The organism is Actinokineospora bangkokensis, assembly GCF_001940455.1.
Taxonomy (GTDB): domain Bacteria; phylum Actinomycetota; class Actinomycetes; order Mycobacteriales; family Pseudonocardiaceae; genus Actinokineospora; species Actinokineospora bangkokensis.
The window spans coordinates 508,477-527,986 of record NZ_MKQR01000026.1; the positions used below are offsets into that span (position 1 = coordinate 508,477).

General features: G+C 74.9%; 19 protein-coding genes. 5 read left to right on the forward strand and 14 right to left on the reverse strand.

The window, feature by feature from the left end:
• Positions 1-98: 98 nt before the first annotated feature.
• The 13 genes from BJP25_RS25040 to BJP25_RS25100 all read right to left on the reverse strand — a co-directional run bounded on the left by BJP25_RS25040 (position 99) and on the right by BJP25_RS25100 (position 13,881).
• Positions 99-968, reverse strand: a complete 870-nt coding sequence (locus BJP25_RS25040; RefSeq protein ID WP_075977425.1) for a thioesterase family protein — start codon at positions 966-968, stop codon at positions 99-101.
• Positions 969-1,017: 49 nt separating this feature from the next.
• The gene (locus BJP25_RS25045) at positions 1,018-1,938 is read right to left on the reverse strand and encodes a proline dehydrogenase family protein (protein WP_075977426.1); all 921 of its coding nucleotides are present in this window, start codon (positions 1,936-1,938) and stop codon (positions 1,018-1,020) included.
• 54 nt (positions 1,939-1,992) lie between these two features.
• A complete protein-coding gene (locus BJP25_RS25050) occupies positions 1,993-2,790 on the reverse strand; it encodes a sugar phosphate isomerase/epimerase family protein (RefSeq protein WP_075977427.1) in 798 nt (265 codons plus the stop codon).
• Positions 2,787-4,355 (reverse strand): hypothetical protein, encoded by a 1,569-nt coding sequence (locus tag BJP25_RS34355; protein ID WP_158075715.1) that lies wholly within the window; start codon positions 4,353-4,355, stop codon positions 2,787-2,789. Before BJP25_RS34355 ends, BJP25_RS25050 begins: the two co-directional genes overlap by 4 nt.
• 117 nt (positions 4,356-4,472) lie before the next feature.
• Entirely contained in the window at positions 4,473-5,426 is a 954-nt protein-coding gene (locus BJP25_RS25060) for a Ppx/GppA phosphatase family protein (protein ID WP_075977428.1), read from the reverse strand.
• A 24-nt stretch (positions 5,427-5,450) separates the two neighbouring features.
• Positions 5,451-6,140, reverse strand: a complete 690-nt coding sequence (locus BJP25_RS25065) for a response regulator transcription factor (protein ID WP_075977429.1) — start codon at positions 6,138-6,140, stop codon at positions 5,451-5,453.
• Complete coding sequence (locus BJP25_RS25070; protein WP_143219289.1) at positions 6,137-7,342, reverse strand: sensor histidine kinase; 1,206 nt, start codon at positions 7,340-7,342, stop codon at positions 6,137-6,139. Before BJP25_RS25070 ends, BJP25_RS25065 begins: the two co-directional genes overlap by 4 nt.
• A 256-nt stretch (positions 7,343-7,598) precedes the next feature.
• A complete protein-coding gene (locus BJP25_RS25075; RefSeq protein ID WP_075977824.1) occupies positions 7,599-8,345 on the reverse strand; it encodes a phosphoglyceromutase in 747 nt (248 codons plus the stop codon).
• A gap of 589 nt (positions 8,346-8,934) precedes the next feature.
• A complete protein-coding gene (locus BJP25_RS25080; protein ID WP_075977430.1) occupies positions 8,935-9,891 on the reverse strand; it encodes a DUF4349 domain-containing protein in 957 nt (318 codons plus the stop codon).
• Between the two features lie 79 nt (positions 9,892-9,970).
• Positions 9,971-10,468: a type III secretion system chaperone family protein gene (locus BJP25_RS25085; protein WP_233158277.1), complete on the reverse strand. Its 498-nt coding sequence runs from the start codon at positions 10,466-10,468 to the stop codon at positions 9,971-9,973.
• 35 nt (positions 10,469-10,503) lie between these two features.
• Positions 10,504-11,790 (reverse strand): D-inositol-3-phosphate glycosyltransferase, encoded by a 1,287-nt coding sequence (gene mshA / locus BJP25_RS25090; RefSeq protein ID WP_233158241.1) that lies wholly within the window; start codon positions 11,788-11,790, stop codon positions 10,504-10,506.
• A gap of 5 nt (positions 11,791-11,795) precedes the next feature.
• Positions 11,796-12,608, reverse strand: a complete 813-nt coding sequence (locus tag BJP25_RS25095) for an alpha/beta fold hydrolase (protein WP_075977433.1) — start codon at positions 12,606-12,608, stop codon at positions 11,796-11,798.
• Positions 12,609-12,690: 82 nt separating this feature from the next.
• Complete coding sequence (locus BJP25_RS25100) at positions 12,691-13,881, reverse strand: L,D-transpeptidase (RefSeq protein ID WP_233158242.1); 1,191 nt, start codon at positions 13,879-13,881, stop codon at positions 12,691-12,693.
• A gap of 160 nt (positions 13,882-14,041) precedes the next feature.
• On the opposite strand from BJP25_RS25100, the gene BJP25_RS25105 reads away from it, so the two are divergent.
• The gene (locus BJP25_RS25105) at positions 14,042-14,776 is read left to right on the forward strand and encodes an SDR family NAD(P)-dependent oxidoreductase (RefSeq protein WP_075977434.1); all 735 of its coding nucleotides are present in this window, start codon (positions 14,042-14,044) and stop codon (positions 14,774-14,776) included.
• Between the two features lie 521 nt (positions 14,777-15,297).
• Here BJP25_RS25105 and BJP25_RS25110 read toward each other — a convergent pair.
• Positions 15,298-16,392 carry a UDP-N-acetylmuramate dehydrogenase gene (locus tag BJP25_RS25110; RefSeq protein WP_075977435.1) on the reverse strand — a complete coding sequence of 365 codons (1,095 nt, stop codon included), beginning with the start codon at positions 16,390-16,392 and terminating at the stop codon, positions 15,298-15,300.
• A 24-nt stretch (positions 16,393-16,416) separates the two neighbouring features.
• On the opposite strand from BJP25_RS25110, the gene BJP25_RS25115 reads away from it, so the two are divergent.
• From BJP25_RS25115 to purU, 4 genes are all read left to right on the forward strand, one after another.
• Positions 16,417-16,914, forward strand: coding sequence for a DUF2505 domain-containing protein (locus BJP25_RS25115; protein ID WP_075977436.1), 498 nt, complete (start codon positions 16,417-16,419; stop codon positions 16,912-16,914).
• A 3-nt stretch (positions 16,915-16,917) separates the two neighbouring features.
• Positions 16,918-17,739 (forward strand): methyltransferase domain-containing protein, encoded by an 822-nt coding sequence (locus tag BJP25_RS25120; protein ID WP_075977437.1) that lies wholly within the window; start codon positions 16,918-16,920, stop codon positions 17,737-17,739.
• Between the two features lie 58 nt (positions 17,740-17,797).
• A complete protein-coding gene (locus tag BJP25_RS25125; protein ID WP_075977438.1) occupies positions 17,798-18,544 on the forward strand; it encodes a MerR family transcriptional regulator in 747 nt (248 codons plus the stop codon).
• A gap of 95 nt (positions 18,545-18,639) precedes the next feature.
• Positions 18,640-19,509, forward strand: coding sequence for a formyltetrahydrofolate deformylase (purU, locus tag BJP25_RS25130; protein WP_075977439.1), 870 nt, complete (start codon positions 18,640-18,642; stop codon positions 19,507-19,509).
• Position 19,510 lies beyond the last annotated feature (1 nt).

The window sequence follows — 19,510 nt, forward strand, 5'->3', positions numbered from 1 at the left end:
TCCGGCCCAGTTCAGCCGACCAGGTCCTCCGGGGCTCCGCTGCGCGGGGCTCCGGACACGCGGGGGCTTGGGTGGGTGGTCCGGTTGGGTGGAGGGGGCTAGCCCTGGTTGATGGCGGAGAGGGCCAGTTGGCGGGCCTGGCACACGAGCCTGCCGGTGGAGTCGACGACGGTGGCGTCGGCGTCGAACCACATGCCGTGGACGGCTTTGCTCTCGACCTGGATGCGCAGCCAGCCGGGGGCGGGCCTGCTGCGGAGGTGGGCGGTCATCTGGACCGTGGGGGACCAGCCGAGGCGGCCGAGGTTGAAGGTGACGGGCATGGAGATGTCGCCCGCGACGAGGGTGAAGAGGGGGTCGGGGTGCTCGCCGCGGGGGCGGGCCCACAGGCGCAGGCGCAGGGGGTCGCCGACGTGGCCGTGGAGGAAGCCCGCGCCGTTGGGGTCCAGGCGGACGTCGCAGGACTCGGTGAGCTTGAACACCGCGGCGGAGGGGGTGGCGGCCAGGTCGATGGCGTTGCCGGGGGGTTCGGGGGGCTGGTTGGGCAGGTCGGTCCAGGCGGCGCGCTCGCGGGGGAGGCGGCCGGTGGTGACCACGCCCTCGACGCAGCTTCGACCGCTCTGTTCCAAGTGGACGGAGACGACGGCGGTGCGGCGGCCGTTCTTGCGGACGTCGGTGCGCAGCAGGACGGGGCCGACGCCCGGGGGGCGCAGGAACTGCGCGCTGACGGCCACCGGGTCGACCAGGGGGGTGCCCGACCCCGCCTGGGCCGCCACGGCCGCCCTGGCCAGCAGGGCCATCAGGAAGCCGCCGTGCGGGCGGCCGCCGACCGTCCAGGCCGCGGGCAGGTCCGCGGTGAAGGTGCCGTCACCGAGCGGGCGGACCCGGACCGCGGCGGCGAAGGCACCGGGCTGCGGGGGCACCGGGCCACCCCCCGCGCGCACGTCGCCGTGCCCAGCAGCGCTACTCATGCGCACAGCCTGCCACGCCCGGGCCCGCCGATCTCCCGCCCCGCCACGGTCAGCCGCGGGAGAGCAGGGCGCGGGCGAAGAAGGCCGTGTTCGCCGGGCGCTCGGCCAGCCTGCGCATCAGGTAGCCGTACCACTGGGCGCCGTACGGGACGTAGACGCGGACGGTGTGGCCGTCGGCGGCCAGGCGCAGCTGCTCCTCGGGCCGGATGCCGTACAGCATCTGGTGCTCGTACTCGCCGGGGGCGCGGCCGTGGGCGACCGCGCGCTCCCCGATGATCCGCACCAGCCGCGGGTCGTGGGTGGCGAACAGGGGCAACCCCTCCCCGGCGAGCAGGGCGTTCACGCAGCGCACGTAGTTCTTGTCCACCTCCGCCGCGGACTGGAAAGCCACCGCCTCCGGCTCGGCGTAGGCGCCCTTGCACAACCGCACGCGCGACCCCGGCCCGGACAGCGCGGCCACGTCGTCGAGCGTGCGGCGCAGGTACGACTGGAGCACCGCGCCCACCCACGGGTAGGTCCCGCGCAGCTCGGCCAGCACGCGCAGCGTCGAGTCGGTGGTGGTGTGGTCCTCCATGTCGAGGGTCACCGTCGTGCCCGCGTCCCTGGCCGCCGAGCAGATGCGCGCCGCCTGCTCCAGGGCCAGCTGCTCGTCGACGGCCTGGCCCACCGCCGAGAGCTTCACCGACACCTCCGCGCCCGCGGTCAACGGGCCCAGGGCGTCGAGCAGGCGCAGGTAGGCGTCGGCGGTCGCGGCGGCCTGGGCGGCGTCGCTGGTGTCCTCGCCCAGGTGGTCCAGGGTCACCGACAGGCCCGCGTCGACCAGGCGCCGGGTCGCGGCGACGGCCTCCTCGACGGTCTCGCCCGCCACGAACCGGCGCACCACGTCCCGGCTGACCGGGGCACCGGCCACGACGCGCCGCGTGGTGGCGCTGCGCGCGGCGGCGAGGATGAGCGAGCGGAGTGGGTTCACGCGCCCCGACACTACGGACTCGGGGCCCACCGCACCGGCCGACCGGTCACCCGGTCACTGGTCCAGGTGCAACCGGGCGAACAGCAGCGACTCCTCCAGCTCGCGCTTGCGCTCGCCGGGGCCGCGCGCGTGCCGGGTGTTGACCTCCAGCACCACCTGCCCGGTGAACCCGCGGCCCGCCAGCGACTCCAGCAGCGCCCCGCACGGCTGGTCGCCCCGGCCCGGCACCAGGTGCTCGTCCTTGGGCAGGCCCGTGCCGTCGGCCAGGTGCACGTGGTGCAGGCCCCGGCCCATCCGGTCGGCCAGCTCCAGCGCGTCGACCCCGGCCGCGGAGGCGTGCGACAGGTCCAGGGTGAAGTGCCGGTGGCCGCCGTCGGTGGGGTCGATCGACGGGCGGAACGCCGAGACCTCCACCGCGCGGCCCGCGCCCAACCCCCGGCGCACCGGGAACATGTTCTCCACCGCCACCGCGACCCCGCTGCCGTCCTCCAGCTCGGCCACCAGGTCCGGGAAGGCGTCGGCGTAGCGGCGCTGCCAGCGGAACGGCGGGTGCACCACCACCGTCGCCGCCTCCAGCTCCTGCGCGGCGGCCACCGCCCGGCGCAGCCGCACGTGCGGGTCCGGCGACCACACCCGCTGGGTGATCAGCAGGCAGGGGGCGTGCACGGCCAGCACCGGCACCCCCGTCGACCGCGAGCGCCTGCGCAGCTCCGCCGGGCTCTGGCTCAGCGGGTCGGCCCAGACCATCACCTCGACGCCGTCGTAGCCCAGCTCGCCCGCGTAGGCGAACGCCGTCGCGGCGGTCTGCGGCCACACCGAGGCGGTCGAGAGCCCGACCGGGACCGCGGTCACCGCCCGAGCAGCAGCAGGACCGCGGGCGAGACGGTCACCACCAGGCCGACCAGCACGGCCAGCACCGTGGTCTGCAGGTCCTCGGCCTTGCGGATCTTGCGGACGATGAGCACCAGGCCCACGATCACCACCACCGCGCCGACCAGGGCGGCCGGGGCGAGCACCCGCCACAGCCAGTTGAAGCCCAGCCACACCGCGGCGCCGCCGACCACGCCGAGCGCGAGCTGCCCGCCCATGACCAGCCACTCGCGCGCCGGGGAGGTCTCCCGGTCGTCCTCGTCGCCGTCGGGGGCCAGGTCCTCCAGCTCGTCGAGGTCCGGCTCGTCGCCCGCCCGGTCGTCGTCGAGGTCGTCGCGGTCGACGTCCTCGTCGAGGTCGTCACCGTCGAGCCTGTCGCCGTCGAGCCTGCTGACGTCGAAGTCGCCGGAGGGCCGGTCGGCGGTCGCGGCGCGCCCGCGCGGCTCGGCCACGCGCTCGCCGGAGTAGTCGTCGTGCGCCTCGTAGTCGTCGAAGCGGGCCGCGGCCTTGTCGTCGAAGCCCTCGACCTTCTCGTGGAACTCCGTAGGCGGGTCCTGCTGCACCGCGGTCTCGTCGGCGCTGCCGGGGAACTCACCCGGGGCGCCGCGCACCGGCAGCGACTGCGAGGGCTGCTGGCCGGGGGCCGCGGGGCGCCGGGACGTGCCCGGGGCGCGCCGGGGCAGCAGCGGGGCACCGCGGCGCGCCCGCCCGGCCTCGTCGCGCACCGGGGGCAGCTGCTCGGTCATCGGTTCCGGCTGGGGTGGCTGCGGGGGCGGCGGCGGCGCCTCGCGCGGCGGGCCGTCCTGGCGGCGCGGCCTGCGCGGCAGCTCCGGGGTCGCCTGCTGGGCCGCCACGTCCGGCAGGTCCGGGCGGGTGCCCTCCATCCGGGTATCGCGGCGCTGCTCGCGCCGGGGCGCCGCACCGGGCTCCAGGCCCGCGCGCGCCGGTTCCTGGCGCACCTGCTCGAAGCGGCCCGTCGCCAGGCCCGCGTCACCGGTGCGACCGCGCACCGGCGGCTGGCGGCGCGCCTCCGGCGCCTCCCCCGGCGGGGGCAGCGTGCGCCTGCGCGGCGGCGGGCCCTGCTGCTCGGGGGCGCCGGGGCGGGGCAGCTGCTGGGACGGCTGGGGGGCCTGCGGCGGTCGGGGCAGCTGCTGGGAGGGCTGCGGGTGCTGCGCGGGCGGTGGGGCCTGCGGGGGCTGCGCGGGTCTCGGCAGCTGCTGCGAGGGCTGCTGCCTGCCGCGGTCGGGGCCCTGCGGCTCGGCCGGGCGCGGGGGCTCGGGGCGCTGCTCGGGCGGCGGCTGCTGGCGGTCGGCCCGCCGCGGCCGGTGCGAGGCGCGCTCGTGCGGGCCCTGGTCGTCGCGGATCGGCAGCATCTTGCCGCTGTCGGACATGACGCGGTCGATGATGGCCTGCGGCGCGGTGTCCGAGGGGTCCTCGGCCCTGCGCCGCCGCCTCCTGGGCGCGCCTTCGACCGAGCCGCCCCCGTGCTGGGCGAGCAGCTCGGCCACGGTGCGCTGCGTGCGCTCCGGTCCGCCTTCTTGACTCATCCACCCCACCGTGCCCCGTGCGGGCCGAACAGTCCAGTGCTCACCGGACCGGTACCGGTCTCCCGGGCGCCCGCGCGTTCCCACCGCGGCGGCTGGTCGGCCGCCGCGCAGTTGCCGTCACTCCGCATAGCCAGTGTGGTCCTCACCGCCGGTCTGGTCCAACCGCCGCAGGATGACACCCTCGCGCAGCGCCCACGGGCCGATCTCCAGCTCGGCGAGCCCCAGCGCGCGCATCGTCGCCTGGGCCACCAGGGCGCCCGCGACCAGCTGCGGCGCCCGGCCCGGGCTCACCCCGTCCAGCTCGGCGAGGTCGGCGGCCGACATCCGGGACACGAACGCGATCAGCTGCCCGAGCCCGGCCTCGGTCAGCACCCGGCGCACCCGCGGCCCCGCCGACGACGGCGCCGCGCCGGTCAGCCTGGCCAGGGTGCGGAAGGTCTTCGAGGTGGCCACCGCCCGGTCCGGCCTGCCGAACTTCGCCGCGCGCTTGGCCACCGGGGCCAGCTGCTCGGCCAGCCACGCCGCGGTCGAGGCCACCTCGTCGCGGGTCGGGGGGTCGCTGGAGAAGCGGGTCCTGGTGGTGCGCCCGGCGCCCAGCGGCACCGACACGGCGAAGTCCGGGTCCTCGTCGATGCCCGCCGCCAGCTCCAGCGACCCGCCGCCGATGTCGGCCACCAGCAGGTTGCCCGCCGACCAGCCGTACCAGCGGCGGGCGGCCAGGAAGGTCAGCCGCGCCTCGTCCTCGCCGGAGAGCACCCGCAGGTCCACCCCGGTCTCCCGGGACACCCTGGCCAGCACCTCGGCGGAGTTGCCCGCCTCGCGCACCGCGGAGGTGGCGAAGGCCATCAGCTCCCGGCAGCCCAGCCGCTGCGCCGAGGCCTTCGCCTCGGCCACCGTCCGGACCAGCTCATCGGCGCCGCGGCGGGACAGCAGCCCGTCCGGGGTCAGCCGCTCGGCCAGCCGCAGCACGGTCTTCTCCGAGCGCGCGGGCGTCGGGTGGGCACCACGATGCGCGTCCACCACGAGCAGGTGGACGGTGTTGGACCCGACGTCGAGCACACCCAGGCGCACGGTCAGAACCGTACACGCGCGCGCTCAGGACTCGAATTTGTAACCCAGGCCACGAACGGTCACCAGGTGCCGGGGCGCCGCCGGGTCCGGCTCGATCTTCGAGCGCAAGCGCTTGACGTGCACGTCCAGGGTCTTGGTGTCGCCGACGTAGTCCGCGCCCCACACCCGGTCGATGAGCTGGCCCCTGGTGAGCACCCTGCCCACGTTGCGCAGCAGGTACTCCAGCAGGTCGAACTCCTTGAGCGGCAGCGGCACCTCGGCGCCGCCCACGGTCACCACGTGCCGCTCGACGTCCATCCGCACCGGGCCGGCGGCCAGCACCTGCGGCAGCAGCTCGCCGTCGCCACCGGCCTCCCCGCCGCGGCGCAGCACCGCGCGCACCCTGGCGATCAGCTCGCGCGCGGAGTAGGGCTTGGTCACGTAGTCGTCCGCGCCCAGCTCCAGGCCCACGACCTTGTCGATCTCGCTGTCGCGGGCGGTGACCATGATCACCGGGACGGCCGAGCGCTGGCGCAGCGCCTTGCACACGTCGGTGCCGCTCATCCCGGGCAGCATCAGGTCGAGCAGCACGATGTCGGCGCCGTTGCGGTCGAACTCCTCCAGCGCCTGCTGGCCGGTGCCCGCCACCGCCGCGGTGAACCCCTCCTTGCGCAGCAGGAATGCCAGCGGGTCGGCGAAGGACTCCTCGTCCTCGACGATCAGCACCCTCGTCATGCCGGTCCTCCGTGGTCGCTCACCGCGCCGTCGGCCTTCGACAGCGCGCCGGTGTCTGTCCTGGTCGCCCCCACGCCCGCGGGCTCGCCGCCCTTGTGCGCCGGGATGCTGAGGGTGAAGGTCGAGCCGAGCCCCGGCTTGCTCCACAGCCGCACCTCGCCGCCGTGGTTGGCCGCGACGTGCTTGACGATGGCCAGCCCCAGGCCGGTGCCGCCGGTGGCCCGCGAGCGCGCCTTGTCCAGGCGGTAGAACCGCTCGAACACCCGCTGCTGCTCCTCCTCGGCGATGCCGATGCCCCGGTCGGTGACCGAGATCTCCACCCGCGCCCCCACCGCCTTGCGGGTCACCGACACCGGGCTGCCCGCCGGGGAGTACGCCAGCGCGTTCTCCAGCAGGTTCGACAGGGCGGTGACCAGCAGCGTCCGGTCGCCCTCGACGAGCAGGCCGCTGTCGGTGTCGGTGGTGATCCGGATGTCGGCCTTCTCCATCGCGGGCCCCGCCCGGCCCATCGCCTCGGCCACCACCGCGTCCACCTCGACGGTGTGCATGTCGGGCAGCCGCTCGGCGCCCTGCAACCGCGACAGCGCGATCAGCTCGGTGACCAGGGTGCCCAGCCGGTTGCCCTCGCTGAGGATCTTGGTGGTGAACCGGCGCACCTCGACCGGGTCGTCGGCGGCGTCGAGCACGGCCTCGGCCAGCAGCGCCATCGCCCCGACCGGGGTCTTGAGCTCGTGGGAGACGTTGGCCACGAAGTCGCGGCGGGTGGCCTCCAGCCGCACCATCTCGGAGTGGTCGTCGGCGTCGACGACGGTGAAGCCGTCGCCGAGCGGGCGGATCTCGCCCAGCACCGCCTCCGGGCTGCGCCCGCCGCGCGACTCCAGCGGCGAGAGGTCGACCTCCAGCGGCTCCCCGGTCTCGCGGACCACCTCGGCGGCCTTGCGGGCCCGGTCGTCGGCGCGGTGGTTGCGCACCAGGCCCAGCGCCTCGGCGCGCGGGTTGTGCACCACGACGTCGCCGAAGCGGTTGAGCACGACGACGCCGGAGTGCGCCGAGTGCAGCACGCGGCGGATGAGCTCGGCGACGGTCGGCCCGACCGGCCTGCGCCTGGCCCCGCCGGCGCGGGAGCGGCCGTGCAGGGAACCGACGACGAGGCCGATCAGCAGGGTGCCGAGGGACAGGGCGATACAGACCGGGGCGGCCACGGGGGGATCGTAAGCAGCCCGGCGGCGGTTTTGACCAGCCTCATCGGGCTTTCCGTGACGGTGGCGACACCTGCGCCGCGGGTGTTCGCACCGGTGTCAGGTCTCGTTCACCCGTCCGTGTCCTACCGGGGGGTAGAAACGTGCTCGTGATCCCCCGGACGCGGGACGGCAACGTCCCGGCCGGGTGGTCGTGGGCCACCGGTCACGCGCGCGGGGCCCCGGGGGTGTCCCCGGGGCCCCGCGCGTCACCGCCCGTTCAGCGGCCCTGGTTGGCCACCGCGGCGATGGCGTCGGCCGCCGCGTCCGGGTCGAGGTAGGTGCCGCCCCGGGTGATCGGGGTCAGGTCGTCGTCGAGGTCGTAGCGCAGCGGGATGCCGGTGGGGATGTTGAGGCCCGCGATCGCCTCGTCGGAGATGCCCTCCAGGTTCTTCACCAGCGCGCGCAGGCTGTTGCCGTGCGCGGCCACCAGCACCGTGCGGCCCGCGCGCAGGTCCGGCACGATCTCGGCCTCCCAGTAGGGCACCAACCGGGCCACGACGTCCTTGAGGCACTCGGTCAGCGGGGCGGCGCCGCCCAGCGCGGCGTAGCGCGGGTCGGCGTCCTGGCTGAACTCCGACCCCTTCTCGATCGGCGGCGGCGGGGTGTCGTAGGAGCGGCGCCAGAGCATGAACTGCTCCTCGCCGAACTCCGCGAGCGTCTGCTTCTTGTTCTTGCCCTGGAGCGCGCCGTAGTGCCGCTCGTTGAGCCGCCAGTCCCGCTTCACCGGGATCCAGTGCCGGTCCGCGGCGTCCAGCGCCAGGTTGGCGGTCGTGATCGCGCGCCGCTGCAACGACGTGTGCACCACGTCCGGCAGGATCCCCGCCTCGACGAGCAGCGCGCCGCCGCGGGTCGCCTCGGCGACGCCCTTCTCCGACAGGGGCACGTCCACCCACCCGGTGAACAGGTTCTGCGCGTTCCACACGCTCTCGCCGTGGCGGAGGAGCACCAGTGTTCCGATGGCCATGCGCGCAGCCTGCCAGACCACCACCCCCGCGACCCGGGAATGGGGTCCGCACCACGCCCCCACCGCCGCCGCGGGGGCCGGTCGAGAGCGCGGGAGGCTTGACAAGCGCGTGCGGATGCGCGTGCACGGCGGCTGCCCCGGTGGGCGGACACCGGTTGCCCCGGATGGTCCATCCTGGACCGTAACCCCACCGGGGGAAGCCCGATCGGGGGCGCAGAAGTCCTGAAACGGACTCGCGTCGTCTGGTACGGGCGTGTTCGTTACGGGATTGGGACCCAGGCCACCCACAAGCCCCCGATCGGCCCAACGAGCACCCTTGTGCGCCTGTCCGGGATCTGACAAGTTGGCACAAGCCTCACCGGATCAGCTCCCACGCACTCCCTGGTCCGAAGGGGCACCCGCGCGGCTCGACTCCCCTGCCGAGCCGCACGAAACCCGCTGTCGGCCCCAGGTGCCCCCCGCCTGGGCGGCCCGGTGGGTCTCGGCCGCGGGGCCGGTCCGGGAATGCGACTCCCCCCTCGCTCGGACCGCCCCGCGGCGCACCCCCTCCCCCCACCCCGGTGCCGCACCCCGGGCCGGGCGGCGCGCGTCAGGACTCGGGAGCGGGTTGCGGCGCGGGTGCGGCAGCCCGCTTGCGCAGCCGCACCACGGCCCAGGCGACGAGGGCGGCCAACGCGGCGAAGGGCAGGACGTAGCCGACCAGCCGCAGGACGAACGCGCCCGCCGAGGTGAAGCCGTGCCAGCCCGCGGCCAGGGCGTCGAGGAAGGAATCGCCGTCGTCCTGCACCGGCGCGGGGGGCGGGGTGCCGGTCCTGGTGAGCTTGACGGTGATCGTGGAGAGGGCGACCGAGCCCGCGAGGGTCTGCTGGCGCGACAGCAGCGATTCCAGGTCCGCCTCGCGCCGGGTCACCTCGCCCTCGATCGAGACGATGTCGGAGACCGAGGTGGCGTTCGCCAGCAGGGCCCGCACCCGCTCCAGGCTGGCCCGCTGGGTCTTGATGCGGCTCTCGACGTCGACGACCTGCTCGGTGACGTCCTCGGCGGTCTGGCTGCGCGAGCGCACCTCGCCCGCGCCGCCGTCGGTGAGCCTGCCCAGCACCGCGTCGAGGCGGTCGGAGGGCACGAGCAGGGTCAGCGTCGCCGAGCGCTCGGTCACCGACTCCTGGCCGGAGTAGCCGCCCGCCGCCACCGCCTCGGACCTGGCCCGGTCCGCCGACGCCGCGACGTCCGACGAGGCCAGTTCCAGCGTGGCCGTGCGCACCAGCTTGCGGTCCACCCCCGGCGCGGCGACCTGCCGGTCCTGCTCCTGGCCCTGGTCCTGCTTCTGCCCCTGGTCGGCGCCCTGCTCGCGGCGCGGCGCCTGGTTGCCCGTGCCCGGCGCCGCGGCCCCGGCCTCGCCGCGCTCGGCGGGCGCCGGGGCCACCGCCGACGCCGTCTCACCGCTGTCGGCCGAGCAGGCGGCCGCGCCGCCCGCCGCGGCCAGCGCCAGCAGCAGGGCCGCCACCCGGCGACCCGCCCTACCCGGTCTCGCGATCGTGCTGTCCATCGACGTCCGTCCCCTCGTGTCCCGCGTGGTCTCGGGGGTAGGACGCGATGAGCGGGTCAACCGGTTGGGGCGGACCCCATCACGACTCGGAGTCCTCCGAGACACGACCTCGTTGCGAGGGCGTCAACAGGTGCTCGAACGCCTTGAGGTTTGCTAGGGACTCCCCGCGCGAGGTGCGCCAGTCCCACTCCCGGCGGATCGCGGTGGCGAAGCCGATCTCCAGCAGGGTGTTGAAGTCGCCGTCGGCGGCCTCCAGCACCTGCCCGAGCAGCCGGTCCAGCTCGTCGGCGGTCACCGCCTCCAGCCCGACCCTGCCCAGCAGGTAGATGTCCCCGGCCTTGTCGATCGTGTAGTGCACGCCGTAGAGGCGGGCGTTGCGGCGCAGGAGGTACCGGTAGACCTCCTCGAACGCCTCGTCCGGGCGCCTGCACACGAACGCCTCGACGATGAGGGCGTGCTTGGAGACGATCAGCCAGCAGTTCGTCTGCTGCTTCTTCACCCCCGGCAGCACGACCAGGAACTTGCCGGGCTCGGGCTTGTCGAAGGCCAGTTCGCGCTCGACCAGCGCGTCCTCGATGACCTTGTCCAGTGGGGTGCTGTCCAGTGGGGTGCTCACACTGCCACCTCAACACGCGGCAGCGACCTCCGCAGCGCGCGGGCCGCGTCGGCGTAGGCGGCCAGCAGCGCGTCGGTGGTCCGGTCCCAGGAGAACGACCGGGCGTGGCGCACCGCGCCCTCCCCCAGCGCGGCCCGCCTGCGCGGCTCGCGGGCCAGCACGCCCAGCGCGTCCGCCCAGTCCGCGGTGGCGTGCCCGCGCACCAGCACGCCCGAGCGCCCGTCGGCCACCGCCACCGGCAACCCGCCCACCGCGGCGGCGACCACCGGGGTGCCGCACGCCTGCGCCTCCAGGGCCACCAGGCCGAAGCTCTCGTTGTGGCTGGGCACCGCCACCACGTCCGCGGCCCGGTACACCCTGGCCAGGTCCGGCCCGACCTGCGGCGGCAGGAACCGCACCACGTCGGTCACCCCCAGCGCCACCGCCAGCTCCTGCAACGCGGCGGGCTGCTCCAACCCGGTGCCCGACGGACCGCCCACGAACAGCACCCGCAGCTCCGAGCGCGCCACCACGCCGCGGGCCAGCAGCTCGGCGGCGGCGCGCAGCAGCACGTCCGGGGCCTTGAGCGGCTGCACCCGGCCGACGAAGGCCAGCACCAGCGCGCCGGCGGGCAGCCCCAGCGCGGCCCGGTCGGCGGCCCGGTCCCCCGGGCGGAAGCAGTCCAGGTCGACCCCGGGGGCGATGGTGCGCACCTTGTCCGGGTCGGCGCCGTAGAGGTCGGTGAGCTGGCCCGCCTCCACCGCGGTGTTGGCGATGAGCTGGTCGGCCTCGTCGACCACCTGCTGCTCGCCGATCACCCGCACCCGCGGCTCCGGGGTGTCGCCCTCGGCCAGCGCGGCGTTCTTGACCTTGGCGAGGGTGTGCGCGGTGTGCACCAGCGGCACCCCCCAGCGGTCCCTGGCCAGCCAGCCGACCTGGCCGGAGAGCCAGTAGTGGGAGTGCACGAGGTCGTAGTGCCCCGGCTCCTGGCGGGCCTCGGCGCGCAGCACGCCCGCGGTGAACGCGCACAGCTGGCCGGGCAGCTCGGCCCTGGTCAGCGGCTCGTACGGGCCCGCGGTGACGTGCCGGACGAGCACCCCGGGCGCCAGCTCGGCCACCGGGGGCAGGTCGGAGGAGGTGGCCCTGGTGAAGACCTCCACGGCGACGCCGTGCGCGGCGAGCCGCCGCGTGGTCTGGCTCACGTAGACGTTGAGCCCACCCGCGTCGCCCGTGCCGGGCTGCTCCAGCGGGGACGTGTGGACCGACAACACCGCCACCCTGCGCGGCCGGTGCAGCTGCGTCACGCCGTTCACTCCTTCCGTCCTCCCGCCAGCGCGGCGACGGTCCGGGTGAACGCGTCGGCCCGCTCGGCGAAGGGCAGGTGCCCCACCCCCGGGAACCAACGCGCCGAGGCCCCCGGAATCTTCCCGAGCGCGTACTCCGCCGCCGCGGGCGCGACAACGGCGTCCTCGGTGCCGTGGGCGACGACGACGGGCACCCGGGTGTCCGCCAGGACGTCACCGCTGCCCACGTCGCGGGTGAACAGCGCCCGGCGCACCGCGGGCGGCACCGCGAGGGTCGCGGCCACCCGCGCCTGGACGTCCGGGGCGGGCCCGGCCGTCATCCCCCGGGTGAGGGCGAGCACCGCGGGCACGGCCACGTCGGCGTCCTCGCTGAGCACGTCCGGCAGGGCCGCGCGCATCACCGGGCCGGTGGCGCCGCCGGGGCGGCCCCGGCCGATCTCGGTGAGCGCGCCCACCAGCACGATCCCGGACAGCGCGGCGCACCCGTGGTGGCGGAGGTAGTCGGTGATGACCAGGCCGCCGTAGGACCAGCCCACCACGGTCGCCGGCCCACCCGCCAGGGCGAGCACGGCGGCCAGGTCGTCGGCCCACACCCGGGTGTCGCCGTAGCCGTCCGCGGGCACCGCCGAGCGCCCGTGACCGCGCAGGTCCACCGCGAGCAGGTGGAAGTCGGCCGCCAGGTCGCGCAGCTGGTGGGCCCAGACCTCGCCGGACTGGGCCCAGCCGTGCACGAACGCGATGGTGGGGCGGGCCGGGTCGCCCGCCTCGCGCACGGCCAACCGCACGCCGCCCGCCCCGGTGACCTCGGTGAACCGCACCCGGCCAGCCTAGGTCGTCGGGTTCGGGGTCAGCGTCGGGCTCGGGCCAGCGTCGGACTTGAGGTCAGCGTCGGGCTTGAAGTCAGCTCAGCGCCGACATGGACTTCCACTGCGCCCACGGGATCAGCCAGTCGTAGACGTCGGAGGTGGTCGGCATGTTCGCCTTCGAGCCGCTGACCTCCACCGGGTCCCCGATCAGCGCGCTGTCGAAGTAGGCCTTGGCGTCGGCCTCCAGCAGGTTGACGCAGCCGTGCGAGGTGTTGCGCTTGCCGATGTTGGCGGCGTTGTCGTTGTTCTCGTGGATGAACTCGCCGTGGTTGGAGAACCGCACGGCCCACTTCTTCATCACGTTCGTGTAGCCGTAGCGCGGGTTGGAGAAGTCCCCCACCGGGTCCTTCTGCATCACGATCATGGTGCCGTTCGGCGTGTTCAGGTTCGGGTCGTCGTCGCGGCCGTTGCTCGACGGGTAGCTGGCGAACAGCTTGCCGTCGCGGTAGACGTCCATCTTGTGCTCGGGGGTGTTGACCTTGACCACCTGGTTGCGGCCGATGGCGAACGCGGTGGTGAGGTCGGACTTGCCGTAGGCGCCGCCGCCGTAGGCCACGCCGTAGAGCTTGGCGGTGACGGTCACCTTCGTGCCCGCGGGCCAGTACTGCTTGGGCCGCCAGTCGACCTGCTGGGCGTTGAGCCACGCCCACGACCCCTCCACCGGCACCGAGGTCTCCACCTTCAGCGCCTTCTCCACCGCGGCCTTGTCGGTGACCTTGCCCTCGGGGAACTTGATGCTGATCGGCATCGCCACGCCCACGGTGGCGTCGTCGGTGGGGTTGATCGTCGCGCGCGGGGTCTTGGCGGGCTTGAGCGTGCTGAAGGTGCCCTTGAGCTCCACCTTCTTGCCGTCGGTGCCCGTGGCGGTGGCGTCGTAGGTGTAGGTCTTGGCGTAGCCCAGCACCTCCGAGGAGGTCCAGCTCGCCTTGTCCTCGGCCAGCGCGCCCTGCACCGCCGCGCCCTCGGCGTTGGTCAGGGTGACCGCGTCCAGCGTGCCCTCGGCCACGGCGACCTTGACCGGCTCGGTGACCGCGACGTCGGCGGAGTCGGCCTGCGGGCTGGCGGTGATCTTCGCCACCGGCGGCGCCGACGCGCTCGTCCCGGCCGCCGACCCGCCGCCGGGCGACCCCGGCTCGGCGGAGGTGCAGCCCGACACGAGGACCGCGGCCGAGAGCAGGCCCCCGAGCAGCGCCGTCGTCCTGGTCCGCGTGGGCGTGCTTCTCACCACAACCTCCGTGCTGGGTTCTCGCCGGACCCGAGAGGTCCGGAACGTGCCTTCTTGGGGGAGACGTCCCAGACGGTACTCCGGTGGGCCGACAACCCTGTGAGCGTCGTCATAACCCCCGGTGCGCACCAGGCCGCCGCCCGGGGTGAGGATCGGGGGCGTGGACACACGCGTTGCAGTGGTGACAGGGGCCAGCGCAGGCATCGGCGAGGCGACCGCCCGGGCGCTCGCCGCCGAGGGCTACGAGGTCGTGCTCGGCGCCCGCCGGGCCGAGCGCCTCACCGCCCTGGCCAACCAGGTCGGCGGCCGCGCCCACGTGCTCGACGTCACCTCCCAGGAGTCCGTCGACGCCTTCACCGCCCAGGTCCCCACCTGCCACCTGCTCGTCAACAACGCGGGCGGCGCCCTGGGCCTGGACCCCGTCGCCAACGCCGACGTCGAGCAGTGGCGCCGGATGTACGAGACCAACGTGCTCGGCACCCTGCGCATGACCAAGGCCCTGCTGCCCGCCCTCGAAGCCTCCGAGGACGGCCACATCATCACCGTCACCTCCATCGCCGCCCTGGAGACCTACGACGGCGGCGCCGGCTACACCGCCGCCAAGCACGCCCAGGGCGCCCTGCACCGCACCCTGCGCGGCGAACTGCTCGGCAAGCCGATCCGGCTCACCGAGGTGTGCCCGGGCATGGTCGAGACGGAGTTCTCCCTGGTCCGCTTCGACGGGGACGAGGGCCGCGCGGCCGGGGTCTACGAGGGGCTGACGCCGCTGACGGCGGAGGACGTCGCCGACGTGATCGCCTTCGCCGCCACCCGCCCGCCGCACGTGAACCTGGACCAGATCGTCATCAAGCCGCGGGCCCAGGCTTCGGCGTCCCGCGCGCACCGCGAGCGGTGACGGCTCCGCTCGCTTGACAAGCACCGGCCGTTCAGTGGTCGGTGCGGTGGTGGGGCTGGGGCTTGAGTTTCGAGGTTGTCCACAGTCCGCCGGGTTGTCCACAGGACTTGCGCACGGGTCGAGTGTCGTTGCCCCGCGCCAGTAGCGTTGAAAACAGGGGTCCCCTTGCCCAGGGGACCTCCGCGCCAGCGCGGGGTTGCGGCTGCGCGGAGTTGTCCACAAGGGACTGAGCTGTCCACAGGCGTCGCGCGGGGGCTGGGGTTTCGTCGCCGTCCGCCGCTAGCGTTGAAAACAGGGGTCCCCTTGCCCGGGGGACCCCCGCGCCAGCGCGGAGTTGCAGCTGAGCGGCTTGTCCACAGGGGACCAAGCTGTCCACAGGCGCCTTGCGGGGGCTGGGGTTTCGTCGCCGTCCGCCAGTAGCGTTGAAAACAGGGGTCCCCTTGCCCGGGGGACCCCTGCGCTGGCGCGGGGAGGTGGCTGAGCAGGGTGGGGGGTGCTCTGCGGGCAGGCGAATGCGGGGGTCAGGCCAGGGAGCAGTTCACCAGGACCGGCTCGGGGTGCAGGGTGACGCCGAAGGCGTTGTCCACGCCTGCGCGGATGTCCTGGGCCAGGGAGAGCAGGTCGGCGGTGGTGGCGGAGCCGCGGTTGGTGAGGGCGAGGGTGTGCTTGGTGGACAGCCCCACGCGGCCGCCCGCGCCGAGGTGGCCCTTGGCGAAGCCCGCGCGTTCGATGAGCCAGGCGGCGGAGAGCTTGGCGTGGCCCTCGCCCGCGGGGTACTGGGGGATCGGGACGTCGGGGCCGACGACGGTGGCGATGCGGGCGACGGTGGCGGGCAGGTCGGGGTGGGGGACGACGGGGTTGGTGAAGAAGGAGCCCGCGCTCCAGGTGTCGTGGTCGGTGGGGTCGAGGACCATGCCCTTGCCGCGGCGGAGGGCGAGGACGGCGTCGCGGGCGGCCTGGGCGGGGACGCGGTCGTCCTGGCGGACACCGAGGGCGCGGGCCAGTTCGGTGTAGCGGATGGGGGAGGAGGTGGCGTCGTCGGTGAGGGTGAAGGTGGCGCGCAGGACGACGGCGCGGTCGGTGCCCTTGAGGACGCTGCCGCGGTAGGTCAGGCCCAGGTCGGCGGCCGGGACGTGGTGGACATCGCCGGTGGCGCGGTCGAGCAGGTCGACCGAGACGAGGACCTGGCTGATCTCGACGCCGTAGGCGCCGACGTTCTGCACGGGGGTGGCGCCCACCAGGCCCGGGATGCCGGACAGGCACTCCAGGCCGCCCAGGCCCGCCTCGACGGCGCAGGCGACGACGGTGTCCCAGTCCTCGCCCCCCTCGACGGTCAGGTGCACGGTGCCGTCGCCGCGGGGGTCGACCCGGGTGCCGCGGTGGGCCAGGCGCACGGCGGTGCCGTCGAAGCCCAGGTCACCGACCACCAGGTTCGAGCCGCCGCCGAGGACCAGGACCGGGCCGGGGGCCGAGCGCAGGGCGTCGGCCACCTCGTCGGCGGTGGTGGCGGTCCACAGCTCGGTGGCGGGGCCGCCCAGGCGCAGGGTGGTGTGGTCGCGCAGCGGTTCGGCCGTGCGGCGGGCGGTGCCGGGGTGCTCGGTGGGGCGGAGGCTCACGGCCGGTAACGGTAGCCTCTGGCCATGGCCAGCCGCATCGAGCACCGCGCCGAGTTCGCCGCCCCCGCCGCGGCGGTGCACGCCGCGTTCGTCGACCGCGACTTCCTCGCCGAGCGCCTGCGCGTGCTCGGCGGCAAGGGGGCGCAGCTGCTGGACTACACCGAGCGGGGCGGTGAAGTGGCGTTCAAGCTCCGCCAGGGCGTCGACGCCGCGAAGCTGCCCTCCGCCGCGCGCGCCATCATCAAGGGCGACCTCGTCGTCGAGCGCACCGAGAGCTGGCGGCAGGCCGCCACCGGGTTCGCGGGCGACACCGGCGCGTCGGTGTCCGGGGTGCCCGGCGACGTCAAGGGCCGGTTCGCGCTGGTGGACGCCGGGACCGGCAGCGTGTGGACCACCTCCGGCGAGGTCAAGGTCCGCATCCCGCTGGTCGGCGGCAAGATCGAGGCCGCCATCGCCGAGCAGGTCGGCGCGCTGCTGGCCGCCGAGGCCCGGTTCACCGCGGACTGGCTCGCCCGGGGCTGACCCGTGGCCCGCACCCCCCGGTTGGCCGCGGGCCGGGCCCGGGCGCTGGGCGCGCCCACCCGGGGCACCACCAACCCCAACCGCCTGCGCCGCGTCGACCGCTGGATGACCGCCACCCCCGCGGTCCGCGCGCTGCTCACCGGCGCGGCCGACCCCCTGGTGGTGGACCTGGGCTACGGGGCGACACCGGTCACCACCGTGGAGCTGGCCGCGCGGCTGCGCGCCGTGCGGCGGGACGTGCGGGTGCTCGGCCTGGAGATCGACCCCGAGCGGGTCGCCGCCGCAAAGCAGGCCGCCGACCCGCCGCTGCTGGACTTCCGCCGCGGCGGCTTCGAGCTGGCGGGCACCCGCCCGGTGCTGCTGCGCGCGTTCAACGTGCTGCGCCAGTACCCCGAGGCGGAGGCCGCGGCCTCGTGGGCGACCATGCTGGAGCGGCTGGCCCCCGGCGGCCTGCTCGTCGAGGGCACCTGCGACGAGATCGGCCGCCGCTGCTGCTGGGTCACCCTGGACGCGGGCGGTCCGCGCACGCTCACCCTCTCGTGCAGGCCCTCGGGCATCGACACCCCCTCCGACCTGGCCGAACGCCTGCCGAAGTCGCTCATCCACCGCAACGTCCCCGGCGAGCGCGTGCACGACCTGCTCGCCGCGCTCGACGCCTGCTGGGCCGCGGCCGCCCCGCACGCCCCGTTCGGCCCCCGGGCCCGCTGGGTCGAGGCCGTCCACCAGCTGCACGCCCAGGGCTGGCCGGTGCTCGACACCCGCAAGCGCTGGCGCCACGGCGAGGTCACCCTGTCGTGGGACGCGGTCGCCCCGGCGCGCGCTTGACCTTCTCGCTGCGTCAACTCCTACCGTTCCCACCAGCGCGGACGAGGGAGGAGGAGCCGTGGCCTGGACGATCCAGCAGGTCGCGCGGATGTCGGGGGTGACGTCGCGGACCCTGCGCCACTACGACGAGATCGGCCTGCTGCCGCCCTCGCGCGTGGGGGCCAACGGCTACCGCTACTACGAGCAGGAGCAGGTGCTGCGGTTGCAGCGGATCCTGCTGCTGCGCCAGCTCGGCATGGGGCTCGACGGCATCGCCGCGGTGCTGTCGGAGCAGACCGACGCGCTCACCGCGCTGCGCCGCCACCGCGACGAACTGCTCGCCGAGCGGCTGCGCTTCGAGAAGTTGATCGAGACCGTCACCAGGACGATCGAGGACGTGGAGAGAGGGGACGAGATGAGCGCCGGGTCGACCGCGCACTGGTTCACGGGGCTGGACCAGCGCACGCAGGAGCAGTACCAGCGCGAGGCGCGGGAGCGGTGGGGCGAGCGGGCCGTGGACGCCGCCGCCGAGCGCGGCGGGTGGTCCGAGGACAAGGCGCGGGCCTGGGGGGCGCTGCTGGAGCGGTTCGTCGAGCTGATCGACGCCGGGCTGGAGCCGGGGGACCCTCGCGTGCAGGGGGCCGTCGCGGACCACCACGCCTGGCTCACCGGGCACTGGACCCCCGACCGGGAGTCCTACCAGGGCCTCGCCGACGTCTACGCCGACGACCCCCGGTTCCGGGAGAAGTTCGACCGGACCGACCCGCGCCTGGCCGAGTTCCTGCGCACCGCGATGCGGGCCTGGGCGCTGGACAACCTGGGCTGAGCCGCTGACGGGCGGCGCACGGCGCGCTTGCGCCGCGCCGCCCGCCGGGCTGAAGGGTGTCGTGGCCGGTGGCGGGTGCTGCGACAATCACGCGGGTGACCACCGAACGCCGCTACGTCATCCGCCTCGCCTGCCCCGACCGCACGGGCATCGTCGCCGCCATCGCGGGCTTCCTGGCCGAGGTGGGCGGCTGGATCGTGGAGGCCGCCTACCACACCGACCCGGAGACCAACTGGTTCTTCACCCGCCAGGAGGTCCGCGCGGACTCGCTGCCGTTCGGGGTGGGCGAGCTGCGCGCCCGGTTCGGGGAGGTCGCCAGGGGCCTGTCCCCGCAGTCGGACTGGTCGGTCATCGACACCGGCGACCGCAGGCGCGTGGTCATCCTGGTGTCCAAGGAGGGCCACTGCCTCTACGACCTGCTCGGCCGGGTGCAGAGCGGCGAACTCGACGTCGACGTCAAGGCCGTGGTCGGCAACCACACCGACCTCGCCCCCATCACCCGCGCGCACGGCATCCCGTTCCACCACGTGCCGTTCCCCACCGACCCCGACGGCAAGTCCGCGTCCTGGGCGCAGCTGCGCCAGCTCGTCGACGCCGCCAAGCCCGACGCGGTCGTGCTCGCCCGCTTCATGCAGATCCTGCCCGCGGAGGTGTGCGCGGACTGGGCGGGCAAGGCGCTCAACATCCACCACAGCTTCCTGCCCTCGTTCGTCGGCGCCCGCCCCTACCACCAGGCGCACCGCCGCGGCGTCAAGCTCATCGGCGCCACCTGCCACTACGTCACCGCCGAGCTGGACGCGGGCCCGATCGTGGAGCAGGGCGTGATCCGGGTGGACCACGGGGACGCGGTGGCGGACATGGTCCGCAAGGGGCGCGACATCGAGAAGGTGGTGCTGGCGCGGGGGTTGCGCGCGCACCTGGAGAGCCGCGTCCTGGTGCACGGCAACAAGACCGTCATCCTCTAGT

Coding starts and splice junctions, on each gene's coding strand:
- BJP25_RS25040 (WP_075977425.1), bottom strand. CDS start 968: ATGAGTAGCGCTGCTGGGCACGGCGACGTGCGCGCGGGGGGTGGCCCG.
- BJP25_RS34355 (WP_158075715.1), bottom strand. CDS start 4,355: ATGAGTCAAGAAGGCGGACCGGAGCGCACGCAGCGCACCGTGGCCGAG.
- BJP25_RS25065 (WP_075977429.1), bottom strand. CDS start 6,140: ATGACGAGGGTGCTGATCGTCGAGGACGAGGAGTCCTTCGCCGACCCG.
- BJP25_RS25075 (WP_075977824.1), bottom strand. CDS start 8,345: ATGGCCATCGGAACACTGGTGCTCCTCCGCCACGGCGAGAGCGTGTGG.
- BJP25_RS25080 (WP_075977430.1), bottom strand. CDS start 9,891: ATGGACAGCACGATCGCGAGACCGGGTAGGGCGGGTCGCCGGGTGGCG.
- BJP25_RS25115 (WP_075977436.1), top strand. CDS start 16,417: ATGGCCAGCCGCATCGAGCACCGCGCCGAGTTCGCCGCCCCCGCCGCG.